A 24,096-nucleotide genomic window follows, 5' to 3' on the forward strand; every position below is an offset into this window, starting at 1 on the left:
CGCCGGGGGTGACACATGTTGATCGATCGATTGCAAGCCGAGAGCGTTCCCCTCCCGTCTGCCGCATCCCAACCCAACTCCCCCTCCAGCCCTGCCCAGATTCCCCCTTCAGAAAAACAAAGGCCCGAAGAGCCGCAGATCGTAGACCAGGTGCTCGTTTCGGTGCCGGGGGACAAGAAGCTGGCGGACATCCGTCTGCAAAACGAGCGGCAAAACAGCGCCGCAGCCGCCATCAGGGAGACCGACAAGGCGGCCCAGGAGTTGGGTCAAAAGATTGACAAGCTGAAGGAACCTCTCGAAACGATAGTTAAAAATTTTCCTCCCTTCGCACCGCAAGACAAGGAAAGGGTCAAACTCCTCAGGAGCTACACGTCGCTTCGCAAGGAGATCGACCAGCTCACCTTTCCTCCTCCTCCCTCCGTTGTCGAGGCCCCCAAAGAGGTGACGCTTCCCGAACCGCTCGGTATGAACGCGGACGACAGTCAAATTGCTGACCACGTGGACAAACTTGACGCGGCGGCGCAGTCGCTGCAGTCGATGCGGACCGCCATAGCCGCTGATACGGCGGCTTTCGTGCGCAGCGGGCGCTTCGCCGGCATGTTCTCCACGCCCAAGGGCGCGGAAACACAGGCTTTCGAGCCGATCGCCACCGAATCGCGCGCGGCGGAAAAAAGTGTCGAGATTGGCCAGCAATTTGCAGAATCGGTTACTCAGGGGGTGACGTTACAGCACCCTCAATTCCTGAAAGGGTTGAGTTAACCGATATGTCCCTAAAAATTACCTTGAAGAGCAACGAGCGGCTAATCGTGGGCGGCGCTGTGGTCAGAAACGGCGGCAAGGGGACGGTTCTCTTCATCGAGAACACGGTCCCCATACTGCGCGAGAAGGACATCCTGGGCGAGAAGGACATCACCACGCCCTGCAAACGGGTCTACTTCACCATCCAGCTCATGTACATCGACGAGCCCAACGTCCCGAACTACGTCAAGGCGTACTCGGAACTGGCGACCGAGATACTGAGGGCGGCCCCCAGCACCAGGACCTACATCGAGCAGTTGAACGAACGGATCGAGGCCGGGCAGTACTACCAGGCACTCAAACTTGCGAAGAATCTCATCGAGTACGAAGAGGAGCTACTGAAAAATGCAAACTAACAACGCGATCAAGGAGTACGTCGGTATCCAGAAGGAGAGCATGTCGGGACGCGAGCTCGAAGCCTCCGTGCTGACCAAGGCGGGGCTGATGCTGAAAGCCGTCCAGGAGAACTGGGATGCCCCGGACCGCGAAGCCAAGATGCTGGAGGCGATAAAGTACAACCAGAAGGTCTGGAGCTTCTTCCAGGCCGAGCTTACCGAACCGGGCCACCCGATGCCCAAGAAGCTGAGGGAGGACCTGTTGAACCTGAGCCTCTTCGTCGACAAGAGGTTCTTCGAGGTGATGGCTTTCCCGACGGCGGAAAAACTCTCCATCGTCATCGACATCAACTTCAACATCGCCGCGGGCCTGAGGACCAATCCCGAGGCCGCAGGTTAGAGGCAGGAGCTGCTCTTCGGGGGGGATCGCCGCACGGTGGTCCCCCTCGATGACGTCCTGGCCGCAGTTCTCTCGCGGCGCCCCCGCGCCACCTTCCCCGTGCCTTGAAGGCTCCTCCTCCACCTTCCTTCCCAAAGATGACGAACAGCGCGCTCCCGACGGAGCAGGGCGAATGATCATTCGCCCCTACGCTTACGCCTGCGGTCAGCTGCCTGCTACCCCTACCGGCGCGACGTCGCCCAAAGCTCGGCCAGCACCGTTTCCAGTTCCCGCGTGACCCCCACCGCATCCAGAAGCGGCGAGCGCCGCAGTCTCTCACGGGCACCCGCCCGGAACTCCCGCAGCGTCTCCCGGTCGCGCGCCACCTGGCGCGCCATGTCCACGAAGGCCGCTTCGCTCTGGGTAACCAGGTCGGCCAGGCCGCAGTTGGTGAGCAGGCTCGCGCCGGTGCGCGAACAGTGGCGCTCGCCGGAGAGCGAGATCACCGGGACCCCCATCCAGAGGGCCTCGCAGGTCGTGGTGGTGCCGTTGTAGGGGAAGGTGTCCAGCGCGATGTCGACGCGCCGGTACTGCTCCAGGTGCTCCCGGGTGCCGGGCTGGCCCGGGTCGAGCTCGATACGCCCGGCCGCCACCCCCTGCTCCCGGAACCGGTCCAGGATGCGCCGGCGCACCCCCTGGTCCGCCAGCGGCTTCGCCTTCAGGAGCAGGCGCGCGTCGGCGACCTCCCGCAGCAGGCGGCCCCAGAGCGCGATCATCTCCGGGGTGACCTTGGAGAGGTTGTTGAACGAGCCGAAGGTGATGTAGCCGTTGGCGCCGCAGGGGGGCGGAACCAGGTCCGGGGCCTCGGCCGGGGGGAGGTAGCAGCAGAAGGAGCGGGGGAGCCGCAGCAGCCGCTCGCTGTGCAGGCGGTCTCCCGCCCCCGGCGGGTCGGCCAGGGCGTCGGTGATGCGGTAGTCCATGGCCTTCAGGCCGGTGGTGTCCGGGTAGCCGATCCAGGTGACCTGGATCGGGGCGGGACGGCGGCAGAAGACGGGGAGCCGGCTGCCGGAGGTGTGCCCCGCCAGGTCGAACAGGATGTCGATGCCGTCCCGGGCGATCAGGGCGGCGGCGTTGTGGTCGGTGAGGCCGTGGATGTCGCGCCACTGGTCGGCGACCCCCTGCAGGCGCTGCGTGGTCGCGTCGGGCGTGGCGACGTTCGCGTAGCAGAAGATCTCGAAGCGGTCGCGGTCGTGCTGCCTGAGCACCGGCTCGATGAAGCTCGCCACGGCGTGCCCCCGGAAGTCGGGGGAGAGGTAGCCGATCCTGATGCGGTCGCCGGGAGCGGGACGGACGTGGTCCGGTTCCCGGGGCGGGCGGAAGGGGCGGCTGCGCGCCGCGCTCAAGTGCTCGGCGTAAATATGGCGCCGGCTGAACTGCGGCGCGTAGTGCAGGGCGAAGAGGAGGTTCTGCCGGGCGTCCAGGTGGTCCGGGTCGAGACGCAGCGTCTCCCGGTAGGCCGCCACCGCCTCGAGGCTCCTCCCCTGCGCGTGCAGCACGTTGGCGAGGTTGTAGGTGAGGCGCACCGAGTCGGGGGCGAGCTCGATCCCTTCACGCAGCACCAGCTCGGCCTCGCTCAGGCGCAGCGCCTCCTTCAGGAGCAGGGCGAGGTTGATGCGGGCCTCGCTGAAAGAGGGGTCGACCCGCAGCGCGGCGGCGAAGGCCGCCGCTGCCCGTTCCAGCTCACCGAGCTGCCGCAGCGCGCCCCCCAGGGCGTTCAGGGCCTTCGTGTTCTCCGGCTCCAGCGCGAGCGTCCGGGCCAGCAGCTCGGCCGCCTCCCGCGGCAGGCCGTCTTCCCCTTTGAGCACCGCCAACAGGTAACAGGCGCCGGCGCAGCCGGGTTCCTGGCGCACCAGCTCTTCGAGCCGGGCGCGCGCCTCCTCCTGCATCCCCTTGCGCAGCAGGAGTTCCACGTACTTGAGCTGTGCCTGGCTTGGTGCCGATTGCTCCGAGGCCATGGTCACCTCCGGTACAGGGTGAGCTGGCGCAGGTAGTCGAGCCGGGTGCCGAAGAGCCGGCAGGTGCCCGGCGCCCAGGTCTTCATCTGCGCCACGGCGAGCGAGACGTTGGAGAGCCCGTTGCCCAGGAAGCGGTCGCAGCGGGCGGCGAGCAGGGTGTCGATGAGTACCTCTTCCCCCAGCGCCCGGCGGCTCGCCTGCTTCTGGTAGTGCACCCCCTGCAGGTTGGCGGTGCGGGTCGAGACGGTGTAGACGAGCCGGCTCCCGAAGCGCTCGCGGTACTGCGCGAGGATCCTGTCGTCGTCGGTGCTGAGGAAGATGCGCGCCTGCGGCTGGTCGCGCAAAAGCCGCTCCAGCTCGGGAAGGTAGAGGGCGTTCAGCCGGGCGAGGCCGGGGTCCTCGCCGACCTTGTCGCCACCTCTCACGTGCAGCGCGAGCGCGGGCGCGCCGGCCAGGTGCTCGCGGTAAAAGGCGTCCACCCGTTCCAGGATGCGCGGCTGCACGGCGAGGTAGCGCCGGTACAGGTAGAGGTAGAGCTCGGCCGTGCTGAGCCCGTGCAGCGGATGACCGGCCGGGATCCAGGGGGCCAAGTCGTTGACCGCGTAGTGGAAATCGCTCACCACGACCTCTTCCTGGCGCTCGAGGCTCCAGAGCGCGGAACAGCGGGACCAGGGGCCGTCGAACTTGGCGAGGTTCTCGTGGCGCACGTTGTCGCGCTGCCACTTGGGCGGATAGAAGCTGCGCCGGCGCGAGATCAGGTCGTTCATGGTGACCGTGGAGACCGGCTCGAAGAAACGGTTGAAGGCGTTCTCCAGCGGATCGTCGCTGAAGAGCGAGTTGGCCCCCCAGTGCACCACCGGGGTGCGGCCGGTGATCTCGGCGAGCAGGAGCTGCCCCAGCACGTGGTTCACGTCGCTCCAGAAGCCGTAGCCCCAGGCCTTGATCAGCAAAAGGCGCTCCCCCTTCGCTTCCGGCGCCGGGAGCTGCGCCCCCTCCTGCGCCTTCACCAGCAGGATGCGGGTGGCGCGCGAGTCATCCCCCTGCTCCAGGGCGCGGGAGAAGGCCTCCACCGCCGCGGCCGGCTGTCCGACGGCGAGGGCGACTTCGCCCAGGGTGCGGCTCACGCGTGGGCTTCGATACCCGCGGTCCCCGAGGTAGCGGCAGATGAGGTCCGCCGGGGTCACGAGCCCTGCGCTGCAGAGGAGCTCGGCGCAGTCGGCCAGGGTGTCGCTCGCGATCGGTTCGGCGTTCTCCTCCCGTCCCTCCTCGCGTGCCAGGGCGCGTGCCTGGTCCGCCGCGGTCAGTGCGTCCAGCGCCTCCTGGATATCGCCCAGCGCCGACCGCTCCCCGCCGCGCAGGGCCTCCAGGAAGCGCTGCAGCGCTAAGTCAGGCTCTCCCTGCCGCAACAGCTCGCGCCCCTCGACCCTCGGATCCGCGGCGGGGGCGGGATGGCTGCGGCACCACTTTTCCCAGACCTCGCTCAGCGCGGCCTCCAGGGTGCGGGTGAATCCGGCGCCGTCGGTGAGGGGGGAGGCGGCCATCCGGTCGCGCAGGGTCTGCCTGAGCTCTCCGAGCCGGGCGCGGTCCTGGGCGAGGGCCGCGGCGCCGGCAACAAAGGCCCCCGCTTCCTGCACCGCCAGGGCGTCCAGCCCCAGGGCGTGCAGCAGGGACGCCCCCACCCGCGAGCGGTGCGTCGTCCCCGAGAGGGTCAGCACCGGGACCCCCATCCAGAGCGCCTCGCAGGTCGTGGTGGTGCCGTTGTAGGGGAAGGTGTCCAGGGCGAGGTCGACCCGGCCGTAGAGGGCGAGGTGGTCGCGGTAGGAGGGGGTGTTGCCGGTCAGCTCGAGCCGTTCCGGGGCGATGCCCCGCTCGGCGAAGGCGTCCAGCAGGTGCTGCCTCGTTTCGGGGCAGGCAAAGGAGTACCCCTTGAGCAGCAGGCGCGAGCCGGGCACCGCGCGCAGCACGTCGGCCCACAGGGCGACGGTCTCCGGCGTGATCTTGGCGGGGTTGTTGAAGGAGCCGAAGGTGACCCGTCCCGCGGCGAGGCAGGGAAGATCGGCAACCGCAGGTGCCTCCTCGGGGGGGGCGAAGCAGGAGAAGGTGCCGGGCAGCCTGATCAGCTCCTCGCTGTGGTAGCGCTCGGTGGCGCCGGGGGGATCGCAGACGGCGTCGCTGATGCGGTAGTCCATGGTGGTGAGCCCGGTGCTGAAGGGGTAGCCAATCCAGGTGATCTGCACCGGCGCCGGCTTGCGGGCGAAGAGCGGCAGCCGGTTTCCCGCCGAGTGGCCGGAGAGGTCGACCAGGATGTCGATGCCGTCCTCGGCGATGAGCCGGTCCACGGCGTCGTCCGGCAGCCCCGCGATGCTGACGAAACGGTCGCACCGTGCGGCGAGGCGCGCGCTTTTCCCGTCGGGGACGGAGACGTTGGAGTAGCAGAAGACGCGGAAACGCTCCCGGTCGTGGTGGGCCAGCACCGGCTCGATGAAGCGCGCCACGGCGTGCTCCCGGAAGTCGGCGGAGACGTACCCCACGTGCACCACCCGGTCCGGCTCCGGCGCGTTGTCGTGGCGCCGGGGGGGGAAGCGGTGTGCCGCGCCGAAGGCGGCATGCTCGGCGAAGACGGTCACCTCGGCGCTGCCGGCCTGGTAGAGCAGGGCGAACAGCAGCGAGCTGTGCACCTCGGCGTTGTCCGGCGCCAGCCGCAGCGCCGCCCGGTAGTGCTCCAGCGCCTCCCGGTGCCGCCCCTGCGACTTGAGCACGTTGGCCAGGTTGTGGTGCGCCTCGGGGTAGTTGGGGCGCAGCCTGAGCGCCTCGCGCAGGGAGCGGATCGCCGCGCCGCCGTTGCCGAAGCGCTCGAGCAGGATGCCGAGGTTGCTGTGCGGGTCGGGATAGCGGGGATCGAGGCGGATCGCCGCCAGGAAGCTGTCCCGCGCCTCCTCGCCGCGCCCCAGGGCGCTCAGGGCGAGCCCGAGGTTGTTGCGCAAGCCCGCGTTGTCGGGGGCGAGGCGGCAGGCCTCCTCCAGCGCCTGCGCGGCCTCTTCCATGCGCCCCAGCCGGGCCAGGGCGAAACCGTGGTTCCCGTGCGCTTCGCTCCACTGGGGTGCCAGCTGCGTCGCCCGCTCGAAGTGCGGCAGCGCCTCCCCCGGCCCGTAGAGCCGGTCCAGGGTGCACCCCAGGTTGAAGCTCGCCTGGGCGAAATACGGGTCGAGCTGCAGCACGCGCCGGTAGCGTTCGGCGGCGCCGGAAAGGTCGCCGGCGGCGAACAGGGCGTTGGCGGCCGCGAAGACCTCTTTCAGACTCTGTGACTCGGTCATGGCCGTCTCCCCGCCTGGAGCTGCGCGGCCAGCTCGGTCAGTGGTGCGGCCAGGTGTCCCTGCGCCCCCCTCATGAGCCCGGCGGCGTACTCGTTCAAAAAGTCGCTGCAGTCGAAGTGCTGCGCCGCCAGGCGCGCCACCTCGGCCTCGCCCGCCGCGCGCTCCCCCTCCAGCAGCAGACAGACGGCATGGAGGGAACGGGCGGCCGGGTAGTCGGGCCACGTGCGCAGCATGTCGCGGCAGCGCGCCAGCGCCGTGCCGGTGTCACCCAGGTAGAGCTCGCACTTGGCCAGGTTGAAGGCGGCCTCCTTAAGCTCCGGGGCAAGCTCCGCCCCCTTCAGGGCATGGGCCTTGGCCCGGCCGTAATCCCCGCAGGTGAGGTAGATGTAGCCCAGGTTGAACCAGGCCTCGGCGTGGTCAGGCTTGTCCCGGAGCAGCCGGTGCCAGAGTTCCTCCGCTTCCCGGTACAGCCCCAGTTCCGTGGCCTGGCGGGCTAGCTCCGCGACCGCCTCGTGGCTCGCGCCGCTCTCCTCGAGCTTTTGCACCCCCAGGCGGTAGTAGAGCTCCTGCTTGGCCCGGCAGGACGCCTGGTCCAGCTTGCCGTAGTGGTGCACCGGGACGTCGCAGGCGTGGATCGGGACCTCCGCGCGGACCAGGGCCGGCTCCAGGAGCTCGTGCACCGCCCCCTCGAAGCAAAGCCCCGGCAGGTTGGGGAACAGGCGCACCTTGTCGCTGGGCGTCCACCCGAGGCCACGCTCCTGGTCCGGGTATTCGCCGCAGTTGGCGACCCAGCCGCGCCGGGCGATCTCGTCGGTGTAGTTCCGGGTGGTGAAGGACCAGGCCACCTTCTCCCCGCGCGCGGCGAGGTCGGCCAGGGGCGCGAGGTCGTCGTGGGCCAGCACCTCGTCCGCGTCCAGCACCAGGATCCAGTCGGCCGCGGCCCTGGCGAGGGAGAAGTTCCTGGCCTCGGCGAAGCTCCCGGTCCAGGGAAAGTCGAACAGGCGCGCCCCGAAGATGCGGGCGATGTCGCGGGTCCGGTCGGTGGAACCGGTGTCGACCACGACCAGCTCGTCGGCCAGCCCGCGCACCGAGTCGAGCGCGGCGGCGAGGTTATGCTCCTCGTTCTTGACGATCATGCAGAGCGAGACGCTGCCGGCGCCCCGTGCCGCGGGGGGCGGGTCGCCCGCCAGCACACGGATCTCAAGCGCGGCGTCGATGCCGGCCTCGTCCAGCCCGAAGCGGGCGGCGGCCCGCTCGATCTCCCGGATCGCCTCGCCGTGGCGGGCGCTCCGGATCAGGAGCTCGATCAGGCCGTAGCAGAGCCCCTTGTGGTCCGGGTAGAGGGAGATCGCCTCGCGCAGGCGCTCCTCCTCCCGCGGCAGCGCGTCCAGCGCGGTGGCGTAGTCGTGGTAGCGCGACAGCGCGGCGAGCTCCAGCGGGTTCAGGACGAAGCCCCGCTCGGCGAGCATGAGCCCCTGCTCCCGTTCGCCCCGCTCCCACATGATCCCCGCCAGGAGGGGGTAGGCCCGGGCGCACCCCGGGTCGGCCACCAGGGCGTCGCGCAGCAGCTCTTCGGCACGTTCCGTCTCTCCCCCCTCCAGGGCCAGCGCCCCCTGCAGCGCGGCGACCTCGGGGAGGGCGGGGGCGAGGAGGAGGGCGCGCTCCAGCTCCGCCAGCGCCCGGTCGCGCTCGCCCAGCGCCCGGTGGCACTCTACCCGCAACAGGTGCGTCGCCGGCGCGTCCCCCGGCGGGGCCTGCCCCAGCACCTCGAGGGCGTCGCCGTGCCGCCCCGCCTCGGCCAGCACGCGGGCCAGGACGAGGTAGGGGGACGGGTCGCCGTCGGCCAGGCGCACCCCCTGTTCGATGAGAAGGTCCACCGCCTGCCGCAGTCGTCCCGCCTGCGCGAGCCGCACCCCCTCCAGCTCGGCCCGCCGCCGTACCAGCCGCGCGGCGATTCCCGGCTCGATGGCCCCCGGTTCCCACTTCCGGTCCAAGAGCGGAGCTTCCCGGCGCATCAGGAGCGCTTCGTCCCGGCTGCCGTAGCGGTGCACGAAGACGTCTCCCGCCGCCACGCAGCCGTACCCCTCAAGCCAGGCGCGCAGGCAGAAGTCGTCGGCCCAGGCGTCCGAGGCGAAGCTGCCGTCGGGCGCCCCGACCTCGTCCAAGAGCTCCCGCGGGAACAACAGGCAAAAGCCCGCCAGGCGCGGCACCGCGATGCGGCGGCCGTAGCGGGCGTCGGCGAAGTCATCGGCGCAGCGGTCGAGCTCGGCGAGGGTGCGGTAGGTGAGGCGGCCGCTCCCCTGCGCGCCGTGGGCCAGGTTGGTGATGGGGCCGCACAGCGCCGCCCCCGGCTCGCGGGTCAGCGCCTCCAGCATGCGGGAGAGCCAGCCGCGGGTGACCACGACGTCCCCCTGCACAAGGACCAGCTCCCTGCCGGTCGCCTCGTGCAGGCCGGCGCCGAACGCGGCCGCCGCGCTGCGCTCTCCGCAGTCGATGAAGAGGTGGGTGGCGCGCCCGGTGCAGAATTCCTGCATCCGGGCCAGGGCGGCCGCGTCGCCGCCGCGGGCGACCAGGACGACCTCGTGCGGCTCGGGGGTGTGCCGCTCGACGCTTTCCAGGCACTCGAGGGTGCAGGCGGCGTCGTCGCCCGCGAGCACCACGATGGAGGTCAGGGGGCGCACCTTGGGGCGGAGCTCCCGCTCCAGGAAGGCGACGTTCTCCCGGGCCGGGGCGCAGTCCGGATTCACCTCCAGGGCGCGCCGGTAGTGCGGCAGGGCCGCCTGGTAGCGCTCCATGAGGATGAGGATCATCCCCGCGCACAGGTGCGCCTCCAGGTCGTCCGGGTCCGCCGTCAGGAACGCGGTCTGGTGCTGCAGCGCCTGGTAAAGCTCGGTCTTCAGGAAGGAGAGGAGGCTGTCGCGGTAGGTATCGCAGCCGGGGGCGATGATGGCGGCCTTTTCGAAGTACTTCCTGGCGTGGCCGATCTCCCCTTTCTTGTAGAAGATGCGGGCCGCTTCCAGGTGGAAGCGGGGCGCGCGCGGGTGCCGCTTGCTGAAACGCTCCAGCTCCGGGCAGACGCCGGGCTCGCCCGCCTCCACGCGCGCGGCCAGGGCCTCGAACTCCTGCCACTGGTCCGGCTGAAGCTCCACCGGCGCGGGCGCGAACCGGGCGTAGCGGTCGCGGTACTCCCGCTGCACCTCCATGTACTCCAGGGTGGGGAGATCCCCCCTGCGGGAGACGGTCTCCTCGGAAAGCCAGTACAGCCCCAGGAACTCCGGGACGTGGACGAATTCGTGCCTGAGCGCCGCGCGCAGCCAGAACTCGTAGTCCGCGGCGCTCTTGAAGCGCTCGTCGAAGTAGCCGATATCGTCGTGCAGCGACCTTCTCCAGAGCGGGAAGGGGCCGACGCAGCAGAGCTCCAGGAGGTCCAGCCGGTCGAACTCGGGCCAGTCGCGAAAGCCAAGGCGCTGGTGCCGCTCGAAGGTGCCGTTCTCCACATTGGTGATGCGCATGTCAGGGTAGGCGACCATGCACTCCGGGCGCTCCCTGAGCGCGCGCACCAGGACCTCGTAGGCGTCCTTCCTGAGCCGGTCGTCCGTGTTGGCGTTGGCGAGGAACTCCCCTTTTGCCATGCGGATGCCGCGGTTCCAGGCCTGGTACACCGTCTCGCGCCTGTCGGTGCGCAGGTAGCGGATGTTGTCGTAGCGCCCCTGGAACTCCTCCACGATGGCGCGCTCGTTGCCGGGCGAGGCGGAGTCGATGACGATGATCTCCAGCTCGGGCGCGATGGTCTGCGCCTCCAGGTCCTCGAGCTTGCCGCGCAGGAAGCGCTCCGCGTTGTAGGTGGAGACGATGGCGGAGACCAGGTATCTGCGGGGCTTTGCTGCCGTCACATGATCACCCTGTCGCCCTCGATGAGGATCGGAAGCGGGGCCGGCGGGCTGAAGGGGTGCTGCTCCGCCTCAAAGAGCTCGCGCTCCCTGGCGAGCACCCGGTTCGCCTCGGCGGTGTACCCCGCCTTGTCCTTGGATTTCTGCAGCGGGTGGTCGCGGAACCCGGCGATGGGGATATCCACCGAGTAGAGGCGGGCGCTCCTGAAGAAGCGGGCCCACAGCTCGAGGTCCGCGGCGAGGGCGAGCCCCTTCTGGATGTAGGCGCCGCTTCTCTGCCACAGGCCGCGCCGCCAGAACGTCCCTTCCTGCTGGATCAGCTCCTGGTCCTCGAGGTACTTGGCGCGGGAATTCATGGGGAGAAAGGAGCAGACGTGCTTTTGCCGGCCGCTCTCGTCGAAGCTGTTGGGTCTCCCCATCAGCCATTCCACCTCCGGGTGCTCCATGAAGATGCGGGCGACCACGCTGAAGACGCCGGGGTGGAACATGTCGTCGGCGTTGAGCCAGGCCATGATCTCGCCGGTGCTCCGGTTCAGCCCCTCCTCGATGGCGCTGTACTGCCCGTCGTCCGGGGCGCTGCGCCAGTAGGCGATGCGGCTTTGGTACCGCTTCAGGATCTCGACGGTGTCGTCCGTGCTCCCGCCGTCCATGACGATCAGTTCCAGGTTCGGGTAGTTCTGGGACAGGATCGAGTCGAGGCACGCCTCCAGGTAGCAGCCGTAGTTGTAGGAGGGGACCACGACGGAGATGCGCGGCATGGGGCGCTGGGAGGTCGCGGGGCGCGGCGCGGCGGAGGGGGCGCCCCCCACCTCGATCACCTGGTGCGGGTAGTCCCCCATAAGTTCCGGGCGCCACCCCCAGGCGGGCTCGCCCGGCAGCGGTTTCCAGAGCTCGGAGGACTCGGCGAAGATGCGGATCCGGTCCGACCCGGTCGCCAGCGTCTCCCTGACGGCCTGCTCCAGGACCCGGGGGTCCACGTCCTTGACGCAGTGCGAGCGCCCGTACCTGCAGCCCCAGTTGCAGAAGAAGCAGGCCAGCGGCAGGCAGGCCACCGAGGTGAGCGGGGTGTAGGGCATGAAACGCCCGAAGTGCCCCCCCCCCACCAGGATCACGTTGGGGGTGCCGACCGCGCAGGCTATGTGGGCGTTGCCGGTCTCGGCGCCGACCGCCAGGCGGCAGCGCCTGAGGAGCGCCGCGGTCTGGCGCAGGGTCAGCTTGCCGCTCAGGTTGATGCCAGGGGCCTGCGCCTCGACGAGGTTCAGTTGGTTCAGGTCGTAATCCGCCGCCGCTCCCAGGGCAAGGAGGGTGTATCCCCCTTCGCGGCAGACGCCGGCGAGAGCCTTACCGTAATGGCCGTAGGTGCGCAGCATGGACTGGGCGCCGGCGAAGAGTGCGATGCAGCGTTCGGCGGCGAGCCCCTGCTGCCGGAAGAAGTCGTCGGCGAAGCGCTCGTCGGCCTCGCTGGTCCAGATGACCGGGCCCAGGGGGGGAGCCTCGATCCCCAGGCCGCGCAGGAAGTCGCGGTGCCGCTCAAGCTCCGGCTTCAACTCGCCGGGCGAGGCGATGAGCCGGGTGTAGTGGCGGTTGGTCTCCTGCCGCTCCTGTTCCGAGATGTTGCAGGTGTCCCCCTGGAGCGCGATTTTCTCCGGCGCACCGCTGCCGATGGCGAACAGGTCGTAGAGCGGGTCGCGGGAGTAGATCGAGTTCAAGAGGAGATCGGCCCCCACCCCCTGCAGCTTCTTGACGATCAGCATGCGGTAGTCGTCGCTTTCGTGCGCCTGGCGCAGTTCGAAGGTGATCACCTGGTCGACCAGGGGGCAGGCCTCGTAAAGTTCGGCTATGTGCTGCTGGCACAACACCGTGATGCTTGCCTGCGGGTACTTCGACTTCACATGGGGGAGCATGGAAGAGGCAAGGACGTTGTCGCCGATGGAATCGGCGCGCAGCCAGAGAATCCGCTGCGGCGTCTGCGGCGTGAAGTAGGCGATGCAGAAGCCGAACTTCTCGCGCGACGACACCACGATCTTGAAGCGCGGGTCCTTTTGCATCTGGCGGAAGCTCTCGTGGTGCTTTATGTGGTAGATGTCGTCCAGCGCCACGAAGCAGGGTCCCTCGAGCTTCTGGATCAGGTAGTTGAACTCCACGTTCCCCATGTGGCCGCCGCTGTCCAGGAGCACGAAGTCCGGGCGGTTGTCGAACTCGGCAAGGCAGGCGCCGAGCAGGTCCTCGGGGACGCCGGAGAAGTCGGTTTCCTTGTAGTACAGGAGGGCACGCTGGTGCTCCTGGTGGTCGATGAAGACGTCGTCGAAGTCGAGCTGCTCCAGGTTGCGGACGTACTTTTTCTCGATCTCCTGGTAGGTCGGCAGGAAGGCGCGCGGCGTCGAGATGCCGTTTAGGAGCCTGACATGGGGCAAAAGCCCGCTTCGCCTCAGGTTTTCCCTGGCGATGGCGTGGTTTTGCGGGTTGCACTCGATGGAGAAGAAGGTCGCGTCAATTCCTTGCTGCTTCAGCGTCGAGGTGATGACGCGGGTGGTCCCTTCGCCGTGGTAGGTGCCGGTTTCGATGATCTTCTTCGGGCGGTGCTCCCTGAAGATCTGGGCGATGCTTCCCGCGAAGTCCGAGTCGGTTCCTACCTTGGTAAGGTCGAGGTCCTCCTGGTGCTCCCCGGCGATCTTGAAGCGCCCCTTCCCTTTCCCGGCGGCCGCCGCCTCGCGCCTGGCGTTCTGGATGTAATCGCGCATGTCCTCGGGATGGGTGCCGGAAAAGGGAAGCGTTTTGGAATTGCGGTCGCCGGTCCAGACCGGGTAGCGCGCCTCGATCTCCCGGGCGTTCTCCGGGGTCCACTTCAGGAAGCACTCCCGGTACCACTCGTTGAGGTCGATGCGCCACCCTTCGCCCCAGCCGTAGCGGTTGTACAGTTCGATCTTCTGCTGCACCTGGGAGTCGAGCACGTAGCTGTAGTGGTAGATGATGACCCCCATGGCGCGGGTCACCTTGCCGCCGATCAGCTCCATCTGTTCGGTGCTCTTCTCCTCGCCGGGCCAGACCAGGGTGGGGGGGCGGTGGCTGGTGAAGCGGGCGCCCGGCACGTACTTGAACAGGCGGCGGTAGTGGCAGCCGGTCTCGAAGAACTGCTGCGAGACGAAGATGGTGTCGACCCCCTTCCAGAAGTTGTCCGGGATGAAGTTCACCTGGGTGATGGAAGGGGTCTGCTCCAAAAGCGACTTGATGGTGGCCAGGTCCTCGCGCTTGTAGATCTCGTCGGAGTCGACCAGCCAGACGTAGTTGCCGGTGACGAGCTCCAGCGCCGCGTTCTGCATGTGCACCTTTTCCGGCCAAAGCCCCTGGATCAGGCGCAGCTTGCCCTGCGGGTCGGGGCGGTTCTTCAGGTACTGCACCGTGCCGTCGCGGGAGCTGCCGTCGGCGTTCGCGGCGAAACTGCAGCTCTGCACCGCCCCCTCGACCACGATGATCTCGTGGGCGATGTCGTACAGCGCGTTGATGCAGTACTCCAGGAAGGGCATGCCGTTCAGCACGATGATCACGAAGCTCAGTCGGACCTCGCCGCGCGCCTCGGGCGGGCCCGGTTGCACGGACTCACCGCGCTCCGGGACGCCCTGCGCGGCGCGGGGGACGGCCGCGGTGGAGGGCGCCGACGGTTGCCGGTCCGCCTGCCGGGCGAGCTCCAGGCAGCGCTGCAGCGCCCGGTCGATGCTCTCCTTGTCGGGGTAGAAGAAGCGGGCCCGGTTCAGGTTGTGGACGATCTCGGTGAGGTAGAAGTTGCGGCCGACGGGGTCGGCGACGCCGGAGGGATCCACCTGCAGGAGGCGCTGCTCGGTCTCGGCGCGGAACTGCCCGCCGAAGACGTGGTTCAGCATCTGCACCGCCGCCGGGAGGAGCGCCCCCTGCTGCTCGGCGGGGAGCCCCGAGTCGGCGATCATGGTGAGGTATTCGTACCCCATGTTGAGCCACGGGGTGATGGTCTCCAGTTTGTGGCCGCGGGGCTGTACGATCAGCTCCATCCAGCGGTCGGTGCCGTCGTCGGTCGCGGAGGGGGGACGCATGGCGTAGCGGTGGAAGGTGGTCCCCCCAAGCTGCAGGACGTGCCCCAAAAGGCCGATCTCGTTGATGAAGATCAGGTCGCCCCCGATGGTCCGTCTGTGCCGTTTCGACTTCCTGAGCACCTCGGAGCGGAACACCCCGTAGAACATGCAGGCGTTTTTGACCACTGCGGAGAAGATCGCCTGGAAGCGCTGCAGCAGGTCGAGCCCGCGGGTGTCCAGGGCGTCGAACAGCTCGGTTTGCTCCCGGTCGTGGTAGTCGTGGCGCACGGTCTTGCTGTAGCACAGTACCAGTTCGGGGTCGGCCTCCAGCGCCGCGACGCAGCTCTCGATGTAGTCGGCGTCGAAGCAGTCGTGGCCGTTGCACCACATGAAGTACTCCCCGGAACTGAGGTTGAAGAGGAGCTCGTGGTTGGCCAGGGAGCCCAGGTTGCGGCGCTGGCTCATGAAGCTGATGCGGCTGTCCTTTTGCACGTACTCGCGGCAGATCTCCGCGGTGCCGTCCTGCGAGCAGTCGTCCGAGACCAGGATCTCGAGGTTCTGGTGGCTTTGGGCCAGGATGCAGTCCAGCGTGCGCCGCACGTGCTTTTCGTCGTTGTACAGCGCCACGCCTATGGTGACCAGTGGTTGTTTCATGAAAAGGTCTCCGCTAGCCCTTGTGGACCAGGTACCCGGACGGGTTGCAGGTGAAAAGGAGTTTGTTCTCCAGGGGGTGGTCCACCTGGAACTCGGGGTGATGTTTCAGGAATTCAAGTACGGCGGTCTTCGGGTTGTTCCCCGGCCCCCACTCGCGGGTGCGGTGCTCCTGCTCCGGGATGTCCTCGACGATGGTGTCGCAGCAGACCAGGTACTGCCCCTTTCCCACGAAGGGGAAGTACGCGTTCAGCTCGTTCAGCACGTGCTCGTGGGTGTGGTAGGAGTCGAGGATCACCATTACCTCGCGGCACTCCCCCACGATGGAGCGGACCTTATCCAGGGTGGAGGCGTCGAGGGACGCCCCGTTGATCAGCTCCAGCCGCTGCGAGAGGCGGCCGTGGGAGGCGAGACGCTCCTTCAGGTCGGGCGGCATGTAGATGTCGACGCCGATGATCTTCTCCCCCCCGAGGATCTCCATCAGCGTGGAGAAGAAGAGCATGGCGCCGCCCCAGGCGACGCCGATTTCCACGATGTACTTGGGGCGGGTCCGGTAGATGATCTCCTGCAGGGCGAACATGTCCTGGGGAAGGTTCAGGATGGGCTCCCCGAGCCAGGTGGTCTGGTGGATCCACCGGTGCTTGTCCGCCTCGACCAGCACCTCGAGGGCCTTTTGCCTGAGCCCCTGGTCCGCCGCCATCCCCGCCGCCGACTCGCGGCGCAACTCCTCGAACTCTTCTCTGGTGAACATCTTCTTTGCTGTCACTGGTGACCTCCGGCATTTTTTAGCATGCCGACGGTATCGGCGATGCACGTGGCGATGCTTCCGGTCACCTGGAACCCCTTGCGGGCGAACTTGGCGTTGGAAACCTCGTAGGATAGCTGGTTCATGATGCGGGTATCGACGTAGGTGATCTCCAGGTCCGCGACGTGCGCCCTGATCCCCTCCACGATCTCGTTGACGGTGAGGTTGTCGGTCAGCACGTTGTAGACCCCGCGGTCGAAGATCCGGTCCCGGATGATCATGGTGAGCGCGCGGACCGCGTCGGAAAGCGCCAGGTAGGGGCGCTTTTGGTGCAGCGCCGTGGTCCAGACCGTGATCGGGGTCCCCATCACCGCCTGCCAGCAGAACTTGTTGACGGCGGTGTGAAAGCGCATGCCGGGGGAGATCCCGGCGATGGTGCCGAAGCGGCAGATGACGAAGTCGAGACCGGTTTCCCCCCCCAGCTGCCGCAAAAGCGCCTCCTCGGCGAGCTTGGACTCGGCGTAGGGGCTTTGCGGCTGCAGCTCCTCCTTGCCGCACTCCTCGTCCACCAGCTCCTTTTGGGTGCCGTAGACGCTGGTGGAGGAGAGGTAGACCAGGGGAGCGCCCGCCTCGCTGCAGGCCTTGGCGACCCGGGCGGTGCCGTTGTAGTTCACCTTTTTGACCAGCTCCTCCTTCTCGAAGCTGCTGGCGGCATCGGTGATGGCGGCCAGATGCACCACGGCGTCGGCCCCGGCGATATGGGGCGCCAGGTCCGCCTCCAGCACGTCCGCCTCGACGAAGCGGTAGCGCGCCCCGGAGGGGAGGTTGAACAGGGAGCAGTAGCGCAGGGTGGCGAGATTGTCGATCATGACCACCTCTGCACCCGGGAAGGCCTCGGCGAACTCGCGGCAGAGGCGGGAGCCGATATGGCCCAGGGCACCGGTAACGACGATTTTCACTTGATCACCTCGTTGGTCGTTCGTGGCGGCTGAGCCGCCCTACAGGTAATGCGCCAGGCGCTCCGCGTAATACTCCTTGGTGCGCCTGAGCCCTTCGGGGAGCGACACCATCGGCCGCCACCCGGTGAGATCCTTGAACTTCGCGTTGCTGATCACCGCATCCCCGACGTCGATCGCCTTGCGCCCCTTGGGCCAATCCACGAAGCGGGTGGAGCCGGAGCCCAGGTGCTCGACGGTGGCGCGGGCGACGTCGCCGACCGAGTAGTGCTCGTCGGAGACGGCGAAGTAGGTCTGCCCCGCGGTTTCCTCGTGCAGCGCGGCGCAGATGAGGGCGTCGGCCGCGTCACCCACGTAGAGCACGTTCCTGAGCTGCCTGCCGTCACCGAAGATGGTGATCTCCTTTCCCTGCAGCGCGACCCCGATGAAGAAGTTGTTGAAGGTGAAGTCGCTGGAGTGGATGGCGGCGCGCGGGCCGTAGACGTTGGGGAGCCGCACCACCGTGACCGGGATGCGGTGCGCCGAGTAGTAGATCAGGGCGTACTTCTCCGAGGCGCACTTGTTGGCCGAGTAGATGTCGGTGGGGAACTCGGGGTGGCTCTCGTCGGCCGGCTGGTAGTGCAGCTTGCCGAGCTGGGTCGTGGTGCCGATGTGGATGAAGCGTATCGTCTTGTTGTAGCGGCGGGCGGCCTCCAGGAGGTTGATCACGCCGCGGCTGTTGGCGTCCAGGTTGAGCCAGGGCTCGCGCATGGAGAAGGGGTGCGAGGTGGAGGCGGCGCAGTTGAACAGGATGTCCTTCCCCATGATGCACTCGGCCAGCCGGTCGAAATTGAGGATGTCGTGCAGGCGGAGCTCGATGCGCCCCTTGACGTCCTGCACGTTGTACAGGTTCCCCCCGGAGTTGGGGTCCAGGCAGTCGAAGACGGTGACCTGCGCCCCCAGCTCGAGGCAGCGGTGCGCGAGGTTGCTGCCGATGAAGCCGAGGCCGCCGGTGATCAGCACGTTTTTGCCGTCCATGCGCGGCATGGTGAAGCATTGTTGACACATGTGACGCTCCTTTGTCAGCGGCCGAGTATCTCGCGGACCGCGTTGCACTGCGCGTCGATCTGGTCGTCGGTCAGGTTCATGGCGCAGGAGAGGTTGATGCCCCGCTCCGAGATGTCGTAGGCGGTCCGGTTCAGGGACTGGTACCTTTCCTTGGCGCCGGGGAAGGCCGGCAGCGACGAGAGCGGGTAGAAGAAGGGGCGGCTGGGCATGCCGCGCTCCTCGATGCCGCGCATCACCTCGGCCTTGGTGATGCCGTGGCTCTTGCCGAAGACGAGGGCGGTGGTCCAGGCGCCGTTGATCACGTAGTCCGGTTCGTTGTTGAACTGCAGGTCGTCGATGTCCTTGAGCCGATCCCGGTAGGCCGCGAGGAGCTCGCGCTTTTTCCCCACCAGCTCCTCGATGCGCTGGAACTGGGCGTACCCCAGTGCCGCCTGGAGGTTGAAGGGCATGTACTTGTAGGTCACCTCGGTGTTGAAATAGGCGATGCCCGGGGCGCGGCCGTGGTCCCTGAGGAACATGCAGCGCTCGTAGAGCTTGTCGTCGTCGAGAAGGAGCATCCCCCCCTCACCGGTGGTGATGGTCTTGGTGCGGTGGAAGCTGAACACGCTCCCCACCCCGAACTTGCCGGCGCGGGTCCCCTTGTAGACCGACCCGAGCGCCTCGGCGGCGTCCTCGACCAGCGGGATGCCGTGCTCTTCGGCGATGGCGCGCAGCTCGTCCATGAGCGGCATGTTGCCGTAGAGGTCGACGGCTATGATGGCCTTGGTCTTCGGGGTGATGCTTTTTCGCACCGACTCCGGGTCGAGGCACCAGTTCTCCGGCTCGATGTCGCAGAAGACCGGGGTGGCGCGCAGGTAGCGGATCGGGGCGGCGGTGGCGATCCAGGTGCATTCCGGCACGATCACCTCGTCGCCGTCGGCGATGCCGAGCCCGGTGAGGAGCAGGTGGATGGCCGTGGTGCAGTTGGGGGTCATGATGCCGTACTTGCGGCCGTGGTAGGCGGCGAACTCCTTCTGGAAGGTTTCCACGTAGTGGTAGGCGTTCTCGTACCAGCCGTTGCGCATGGCGTCGGTGACCACCTCGATCTCGTGCTCGGTAATCCAGGGGCCTGCCATGAAGAGCTGTTTCATTTCGGGTTCCTCTCGCTTTTCGTGATCGGGCGCGCCGGCACTCCCACCGCCGTCGCCCCGTCGGGTATATCCCTCGTTACCACGGCGCCGGCTCCCACGATGGCGTCCGCCCCGATGGTGAGCCTGGGGAGCACCGTGGCTCCGGCGCAGACCCAGGCGGCTTGCCCGAGGCGGACCAGGCCGCACAGCGTCGCGCCGGGCGCGACCTCGGCGCCGTCCTCGAGGACGTCCTCGTGGTCGACGCTCGCCTTGGTGTTGATGATGCAGCAGCGCCCCAGGCGCGCCTCGGCGAGCACGATGGCGCCGGCCGAGATCTGCGCCCCCTCGCCGATCACCGCGCTTTCGTCGATGAAGGCGGTGGGGTGGGCGAAGGAGACCGGGACCAGCCCGAGCCCCTTGAGGCGGTCGTGTATGGCCAGGCGGGCGCGCCCGTGGGGGTTGCCGATGGTGACGCTGAAGCCGATTTCCGCTCCTCCCTGCTGCGCCAGCCAGTTGGGGAGTTCCGCTCCGGGGTATATGGGGGTGCCGGGAAAGGGGGATGGGAGTCCGGGGGTGTCGTCGAACACCGCCACCACGCGCGCGCCGTACTGCTCGATGATTGGGCGCGCGATCTTCGCTTGACCCGTTCCGCCGTACAGGATCACAGACGGCGGGAATGTGTTGACCGGAACCATGTGCATCTACACCCTCCTGGCTGCATCGAGCAGGGCTGTCAGGGTGGAGTGTGAAATGGCATGTGTCACTGCCCCGGCTTTCAGCCCAGCCTCGTACTCGGCGAGGATCTGCTCGTAGTTGTAGTCCCCGCAGCGTTTGCAGTATTGCGGCACGTTGCCGCTGAGTGCGCTGTTGCGGACGCTGTTGAAAAGGTCGCTATTGACGCATGCGATCAGCCCCGAGTCGAAGGCGTTGCCAAAGCTTGGGCCGACGTGGTTGGTGTTGCAGCAAAGCGGCACGGTGCCGTCCCAAAGCACGGTAAAGCCGTCCCGGAGGAAGATGCATTCATGGATGCGCTTCGGACGCTCAGTGAAGGGCCCGGAAGGGATGCGAACCCCAAGGTTTTGCGCTAGGGCCAGGGTCTCGGCGAGTACCGCTTTGAAGCCCTCGGACTCGTAAAAGCGGTAGATGCGGCCGTCCCACACCTTTTCGGGGAGGGATACAAGATTGATCGGGCTTAGCCGGAGCCCGACCTGGTAGCGGTGCGCGATTTGCACCACCTCCGGGAGTTCCCGGTAATTTTCCTCGAGTACCACGAAGTTGAGGTAGATGTCCGCACCGGCCGGCCGTGCCGCCTCAGAGATCCTGGCGAGGTTGCCGAGGAAGTTGTCGAAGTCGCTGTTTCTCACCCGGCTGTAGGTCTGAGCCGCGCCGTCCATCGAGATCATCAGGTGGTCAACCTTGTCCAGAATACTCATGGTCAGGGGGACCGTGTTCGGTAGGGTCGCGTTGGTGGCTAGCGATATGTCGATACGCGGGTCCGCTTGCCTAATGTAATCAAGTATCTCCACCAGGTGCGGGTAAAGGTAGGTTTCCCCGAGTACGGTCAGGCAGATATATCTCACGTGGGGGGCGCAGGAGTCGATCAGCGCTTTGGCCTTGGCTGGATCCATGAAGCCGATCTTGTAGTTGCTGTACTTGTGCGAACAGGTTATGCACTTGAGGTTGCAGCTGTTGGTCAGTTCGATGTTGATCGACTGCGGAATCACTGTGCCTGTCGTGGGACGGGAAAACATGTGTGCTCCTGGTAAATTAGGTGATCGGTGTCTGCTTGAGCCAGTCGTAGCCGATGGCAGCGTCGTCATGTGCCAGGCGTCCTTCGTCCGCCGGATCGTAGACGCGGGAGGTGACGTAGAAGAGGTTCACCGGGCCGAGCAGACACTTGCAGCCGTGGGCGACGCCGGGCGGGATGCGCAGCACCTTGGCCTGCTGGTTCTCTCCCATCAGGATCTCCATGGTCTCTCCGTAGGTCGCGGACTCCTCCCTGGTGTCGTGCAGCACGGCCTTCAGCACGCCGCTGCCCACGTACCACCAGTCGATCTGCACCTTGTGGATGTGCCAGGCCTTGGCTACGCCGGGATACATGAGGGAGTGGCTCCACTGCCCGAACCCTTCGGCGAAGAAATCGTCGCTGGCCCGGATGATCTCCCTGAAAAAGCCCCGGTCGTCGGCGTGGGTGACCAGCTCCTTGACGATGACTCCCACGATCATGCGAACTCCCTTATGGCGGTTGCCACCGCCTGCACATCCGCCTCCGGCAGCTCCGGATACATGGGGAGCGAGAGGATCTCCGCCGCGGCCCGCTCCGTGTGCTCCAGCGAACCGAAACCGGTGCCCTCGTAGGCGGGCTGGCGATGCACCGGGACGGGGTAGTGGACCAGGCAGCCGATCCCGGCAGCGTCCAGGTGCCCCTTCAGGAGGTCGCGCCGGTCGCTGCGGATCACGAACAGGTGGTAGACGTGGCGCCCCTGCGGGCGCTCCACCGGGAGCGTGATGCCGGGGGTGCCGGCGAGAAGCTCGCCGTAGAGCGCGGCGAGCCGCCGCCTCTTGTCGTTGTCCGCGGCGAGGTGGCGCAGCTTCACGCGTAAAAGCGCCGCCTGCAGCTCGTCCAGGCGGCTGTTCCATCCCTTGATGTAGCTCACGTAGCGCGCGGCCCAACCGTACTCGCGCAGAAGCTTTGCCTTTTCCGCAAGCGCCGGGTCGGAGGTCACCACCATCCCGCCGTCGCCGATTGCGCCCAGGTTCTTGGTGGGGTAGAAGCTGAAGCAGGCCATGTCGCCCATGGAGCCGACGCGCTGCCCGGCGAACTCGGCGCCGTGGGCCTGGGCACAGTCCTCGATCACCTTGAGGCCGTGGCGCCGGGCGATGGCGAGGATGGCCGGCATGTCCGCGGGCTGGCCGTAGATGTGCACCGCCACGATGGCGCGGGTCTTGGGGGTGACGGCGGCTTCGACGCGGTTGGGGTCGATGGTGTAGTGGTCGGGTTCGATGTCGACCAGCACGGGCGTGGCGCCGGCGAGCTCCACGGCCGCCACGGTGGCGACCGCCGTGTGCGACACGGTGATCACCTCGTCGCCGGGGGCGATGCCGCAGGCCGCGAGCGCCAGGTGGATCGCCTCGGTGCCGCTGCCGACGCCGATGCCGTGGCTCGCGCCGCAAAAGGCCGCGAATTCATCCTCGAACAGCCGTACCTCGTCCCCCAGCACGTAGCGCCCCTTGTCGAGCACCGTGTGGATGGCGGCATCGATCTCCTCGCGGTGGGAGAGGTACTGGGCTTTGGGATTGGCACAGATGATCATCAGCGCACCTCCACCGTCGGGACGTAGACGATCCACTTCCCTCCCGCGTCACGGAAAGCCTGTTCCTTGGCCATGATCTCCTTGCTGTGGTTCCAGGCGAACAGCAGGGCGTACTCCGGGTACTCCTTCTGGAACTCCTCGTACGGCTTAACCGGGATATGGGTGCCGGGGGAGCATTTCCCCTGCTTGATCGGGGTGGTGTCGCTGATGAATTCGACCAGGTCCGGAGTGATGCCGGTGTAGTTGGTGACCGTCGTGCTCTTCGAGGTGGCGCCGTAGCCGACCACGCGCTTGCCCTGCTCCTTGAGCGAGACGAGCAGCTCCTTCAGCTCGCGGCGCGACTTCTCGCAGTTGTCCCTGAAACGGAGGAAGGTTTCCGCCTTGTGCAGGCCGAGTTCCTCCTCCCGGGCGAGCTGGGCCTTGACCCGTTCCGACACGGGGCGGCGCCCCTGGTGCGCCAGGATGTAGCGCATGGAGCCGCCGTGGGTCTCCTGCGGCTCGATGTCCACCAGCTCGAAGCCGTGCCGGCCGAAGGCGTAGGAGATCGATTTCAGCGAGAAAAGGAAGACGTGCTCGTCGTAGATCTGGTCGTAGGAGGTCTTCTCGATGACGTCGCCGAGGTAGGGGTCCTCGAAGGCGACGATGCCGTCGGGCTTCAGGAGCACCTTGATCCCCTCGATGATGGAGTGGAAGTACGGGATGTGGCACATCACGTTGGCCGCCAGGAAGGCGTCGGCCTGCCCCTCCTTGGCCACGATGGCGCGGGCGAGGTCGGCGTCGAAGAACTCGGAGATCGTGTTGATCCCCTTGGAGCGCGCCACCTCGGCCACGTTTTTGGATGGCTCGATCCCCAGGTGCCGCACCCCGGCTTTGGCGAAGTTCTGCAGCATGATGCCGTCGTTGCTCCCGATCTCGACCACGAAACGCTCGGGGCTGCGGTCGCCTAAGAAGTCGTCCATGACGTGCTCGGCGAACTCACGGAAATGCTCGGTCATGAACCGGGAGGTCCCGGAGAAGAAGTGGTAATGCTCGTGGAACATCTGCTCGCGGTCGGGCTGGTCGATCAGCTGGAACATGCCGCATTTCTCGCAGAAGCCGACGGCGAGCTCGAAAAAGTATTCACCGGCGAACTGGTCGGGGGTGAGGAAGCCGTTGGCGATGGGGGTCGGACCGAACGACATGAACGGCTCGATGGGGGCGCTGCAAATGCGACACTCTCTCATGCTTTCTCCTTGTGTCGGGGGGGAAGTGCGGGTGGCCCGGCTTTGCGTATGGCCTGAAGTCCCGTCAGGTCACGCGCCGGCAGAGCGGCACCGTGACCTTGCTGAGTTTGCAACTGATATGCCAATGGGGGTGTGTGTCGTAAGTGATTGAAGAGGCAGGAGTTATTTCGGCAGGGTCTCTGGAGTCAAAATAATGAACGACTGCGGCAGGCGTTTTCAATCCCGCCGTCAGCCGGCGAGGCGGCGCGGGAGGGGGGCGGGTCAACTATTTGACCGC

General features: G+C 67.1%; 16 protein-coding genes. 3 read left to right on the forward strand and 13 right to left on the reverse strand.

Annotated elements, in window-relative coordinates; all coding sequences use genetic code 11:
* Positions 1-15 precede the first annotated feature (15 nt).
* From KP004_RS00110 to flaF, 3 genes are read left to right on the forward strand one after another with little or no spacing between them, the layout of a single operon-like run.
* Positions 16-759 carry a hypothetical protein gene (locus tag KP004_RS00110; protein WP_216800387.1) on the forward strand — a complete coding sequence of 248 codons (744 nt, stop codon included), beginning with the start codon at positions 16-18 and terminating at the stop codon, positions 757-759.
* A gap of 5 nt (positions 760-764) precedes the next feature.
* Positions 765-1,154 carry a flagellar biosynthesis repressor FlbT gene (locus KP004_RS00115; protein ID WP_216800388.1) on the forward strand — a complete coding sequence of 130 codons (390 nt, stop codon included), beginning with the start codon at positions 765-767 and terminating at the stop codon, positions 1,152-1,154.
* Positions 1,144-1,533: a flagellar biosynthesis regulator FlaF gene (gene flaF / locus KP004_RS00120; RefSeq protein ID WP_216800389.1), complete on the forward strand. Its 390-nt coding sequence runs from the start codon at positions 1,144-1,146 to the stop codon at positions 1,531-1,533. Before KP004_RS00115 ends, flaF begins: the two co-directional genes overlap by 11 nt.
* A gap of 221 nt (positions 1,534-1,754) precedes the next feature.
* Here the strand turns inward: flaF and KP004_RS00125 are convergent, their stop codons facing one another.
* From KP004_RS00125 to KP004_RS00185, 13 genes are read right to left on the reverse strand one after another with little or no spacing between them, the layout of a single operon-like run.
* Complete coding sequence (locus KP004_RS00125; protein WP_216800390.1) at positions 1,755-3,527, reverse strand: O-linked N-acetylglucosamine transferase, SPINDLY family protein; 1,773 nt, start codon at positions 3,525-3,527, stop codon at positions 1,755-1,757.
* A 2-nt stretch (positions 3,528-3,529) separates the two neighbouring features.
* The gene (locus tag KP004_RS00130) at positions 3,530-6,841 is read right to left on the reverse strand and encodes an O-linked N-acetylglucosamine transferase family protein (RefSeq protein WP_216800391.1); all 3,312 of its coding nucleotides are present in this window, start codon (positions 6,839-6,841) and stop codon (positions 3,530-3,532) included.
* Complete coding sequence (locus KP004_RS00135) at positions 6,838-10,734, reverse strand: glycosyltransferase (protein ID WP_216800392.1); 3,897 nt, start codon at positions 10,732-10,734, stop codon at positions 6,838-6,840. Before KP004_RS00135 ends, KP004_RS00130 begins: the two co-directional genes overlap by 4 nt.
* A complete protein-coding gene (locus KP004_RS00140) occupies positions 10,731-15,428 on the reverse strand; it encodes a glycosyltransferase (protein ID WP_216800393.1) in 4,698 nt (1,565 codons plus the stop codon). The genes KP004_RS00135 and KP004_RS00140 overlap by 4 nt, the downstream gene beginning before the upstream one ends.
* A gap of 13 nt (positions 15,429-15,441) precedes the next feature.
* A complete protein-coding gene (locus KP004_RS00145) occupies positions 15,442-16,191 on the reverse strand; it encodes a cephalosporin hydroxylase family protein (protein ID WP_216800394.1) in 750 nt (249 codons plus the stop codon).
* Positions 16,188-17,129 (reverse strand): NAD-dependent epimerase/dehydratase family protein, encoded by a 942-nt coding sequence (locus tag KP004_RS00150; RefSeq protein ID WP_216800395.1) that lies wholly within the window; start codon positions 17,127-17,129, stop codon positions 16,188-16,190. Before KP004_RS00150 ends, KP004_RS00145 begins: the two co-directional genes overlap by 4 nt.
* A gap of 39 nt (positions 17,130-17,168) precedes the next feature.
* Positions 17,169-18,173 carry an NAD-dependent epimerase/dehydratase family protein gene (locus tag KP004_RS00155; RefSeq protein ID WP_216800396.1) on the reverse strand — a complete coding sequence of 335 codons (1,005 nt, stop codon included), beginning with the start codon at positions 18,171-18,173 and terminating at the stop codon, positions 17,169-17,171.
* A 14-nt stretch (positions 18,174-18,187) separates the two neighbouring features.
* The gene (locus tag KP004_RS00160; RefSeq protein ID WP_216800397.1) at positions 18,188-19,303 is read right to left on the reverse strand and encodes a DegT/DnrJ/EryC1/StrS family aminotransferase; all 1,116 of its coding nucleotides are present in this window, start codon (positions 19,301-19,303) and stop codon (positions 18,188-18,190) included.
* Complete coding sequence (locus KP004_RS00165) at positions 19,300-19,983, reverse strand: acetyltransferase (protein WP_216800398.1); 684 nt, start codon at positions 19,981-19,983, stop codon at positions 19,300-19,302. Before KP004_RS00165 ends, KP004_RS00160 begins: the two co-directional genes overlap by 4 nt.
* Complete coding sequence (locus tag KP004_RS00170) at positions 19,984-21,033, reverse strand: radical SAM/SPASM domain-containing protein (RefSeq protein WP_216800399.1); 1,050 nt, start codon at positions 21,031-21,033, stop codon at positions 19,984-19,986.
* A 16-nt stretch (positions 21,034-21,049) separates the two neighbouring features.
* Positions 21,050-21,508 (reverse strand): dTDP-4-dehydrorhamnose 3,5-epimerase family protein, encoded by a 459-nt coding sequence (locus tag KP004_RS00175; protein ID WP_216800400.1) that lies wholly within the window; start codon positions 21,506-21,508, stop codon positions 21,050-21,052.
* A complete protein-coding gene (locus KP004_RS00180) occupies positions 21,505-22,596 on the reverse strand; it encodes a DegT/DnrJ/EryC1/StrS family aminotransferase (RefSeq protein ID WP_216800401.1) in 1,092 nt (363 codons plus the stop codon). Before KP004_RS00180 ends, KP004_RS00175 begins: the two co-directional genes overlap by 4 nt.
* The gene (locus tag KP004_RS00185; RefSeq protein WP_216800402.1) at positions 22,596-23,819 is read right to left on the reverse strand and encodes a class I SAM-dependent methyltransferase; all 1,224 of its coding nucleotides are present in this window, start codon (positions 23,817-23,819) and stop codon (positions 22,596-22,598) included. The genes KP004_RS00180 and KP004_RS00185 overlap by 1 nt, the downstream gene beginning before the upstream one ends.
* Positions 23,820-24,096: the final 277 nt, after the last annotated feature.

This window comes from Geomonas oryzisoli, assembly GCF_018986915.1.
Classification (GTDB): Bacteria; Desulfobacterota; Desulfuromonadia; order Geobacterales; family Geobacteraceae; genus Geomonas; species Geomonas oryzisoli.

Excerpts from the sequence above, each read along its gene's own strand:
- KP004_RS00110 (WP_216800387.1), top strand. The coding sequence starts at position 16 with ATGTTGATCGATCGATTGCAAGCCGAGAGCGTTCCCCTCCCGTCTGCC.
- KP004_RS00115 (WP_216800388.1), top strand. The coding sequence starts at position 765 with ATGTCCCTAAAAATTACCTTGAAGAGCAACGAGCGGCTAATCGTGGGC.
- flaF (WP_216800389.1), top strand. The coding sequence starts at position 1,144 with ATGCAAACTAACAACGCGATCAAGGAGTACGTCGGTATCCAGAAGGAG.
- KP004_RS00125 (WP_216800390.1), bottom strand. The coding sequence starts at position 3,527 with ATGGCCTCGGAGCAATCGGCACCAAGCCAGGCACAGCTCAAGTACGTG.
- KP004_RS00130 (WP_216800391.1), bottom strand. The coding sequence starts at position 6,841 with ATGACCGAGTCACAGAGTCTGAAAGAGGTCTTCGCGGCCGCCAACGCC.
- KP004_RS00140 (WP_216800393.1), bottom strand. The coding sequence starts at position 15,428 with ATGAAACAACCACTGGTCACCATAGGCGTGGCGCTGTACAACGACGAA.
- KP004_RS00155 (WP_216800396.1), bottom strand. The coding sequence starts at position 18,173 with ATGTGTCAACAATGCTTCACCATGCCGCGCATGGACGGCAAAAACGTG.
- KP004_RS00160 (WP_216800397.1), bottom strand. The coding sequence starts at position 19,303 with ATGAAACAGCTCTTCATGGCAGGCCCCTGGATTACCGAGCACGAGATC.
- KP004_RS00165 (WP_216800398.1), bottom strand. The coding sequence starts at position 19,983 with ATGCACATGGTTCCGGTCAACACATTCCCGCCGTCTGTGATCCTGTAC.
- KP004_RS00170 (WP_216800399.1), bottom strand. The coding sequence starts at position 21,033 with ATGTTTTCCCGTCCCACGACAGGCACAGTGATTCCGCAGTCGATCAAC.
- KP004_RS00175 (WP_216800400.1), bottom strand. The coding sequence starts at position 21,508 with ATGATCGTGGGAGTCATCGTCAAGGAGCTGGTCACCCACGCCGACGAC.
- KP004_RS00180 (WP_216800401.1), bottom strand. The coding sequence starts at position 22,596 with ATGATCATCTGTGCCAATCCCAAAGCCCAGTACCTCTCCCACCGCGAG.
- KP004_RS00185 (WP_216800402.1), bottom strand. The coding sequence starts at position 23,819 with ATGAGAGAGTGTCGCATTTGCAGCGCCCCCATCGAGCCGTTCATGTCG.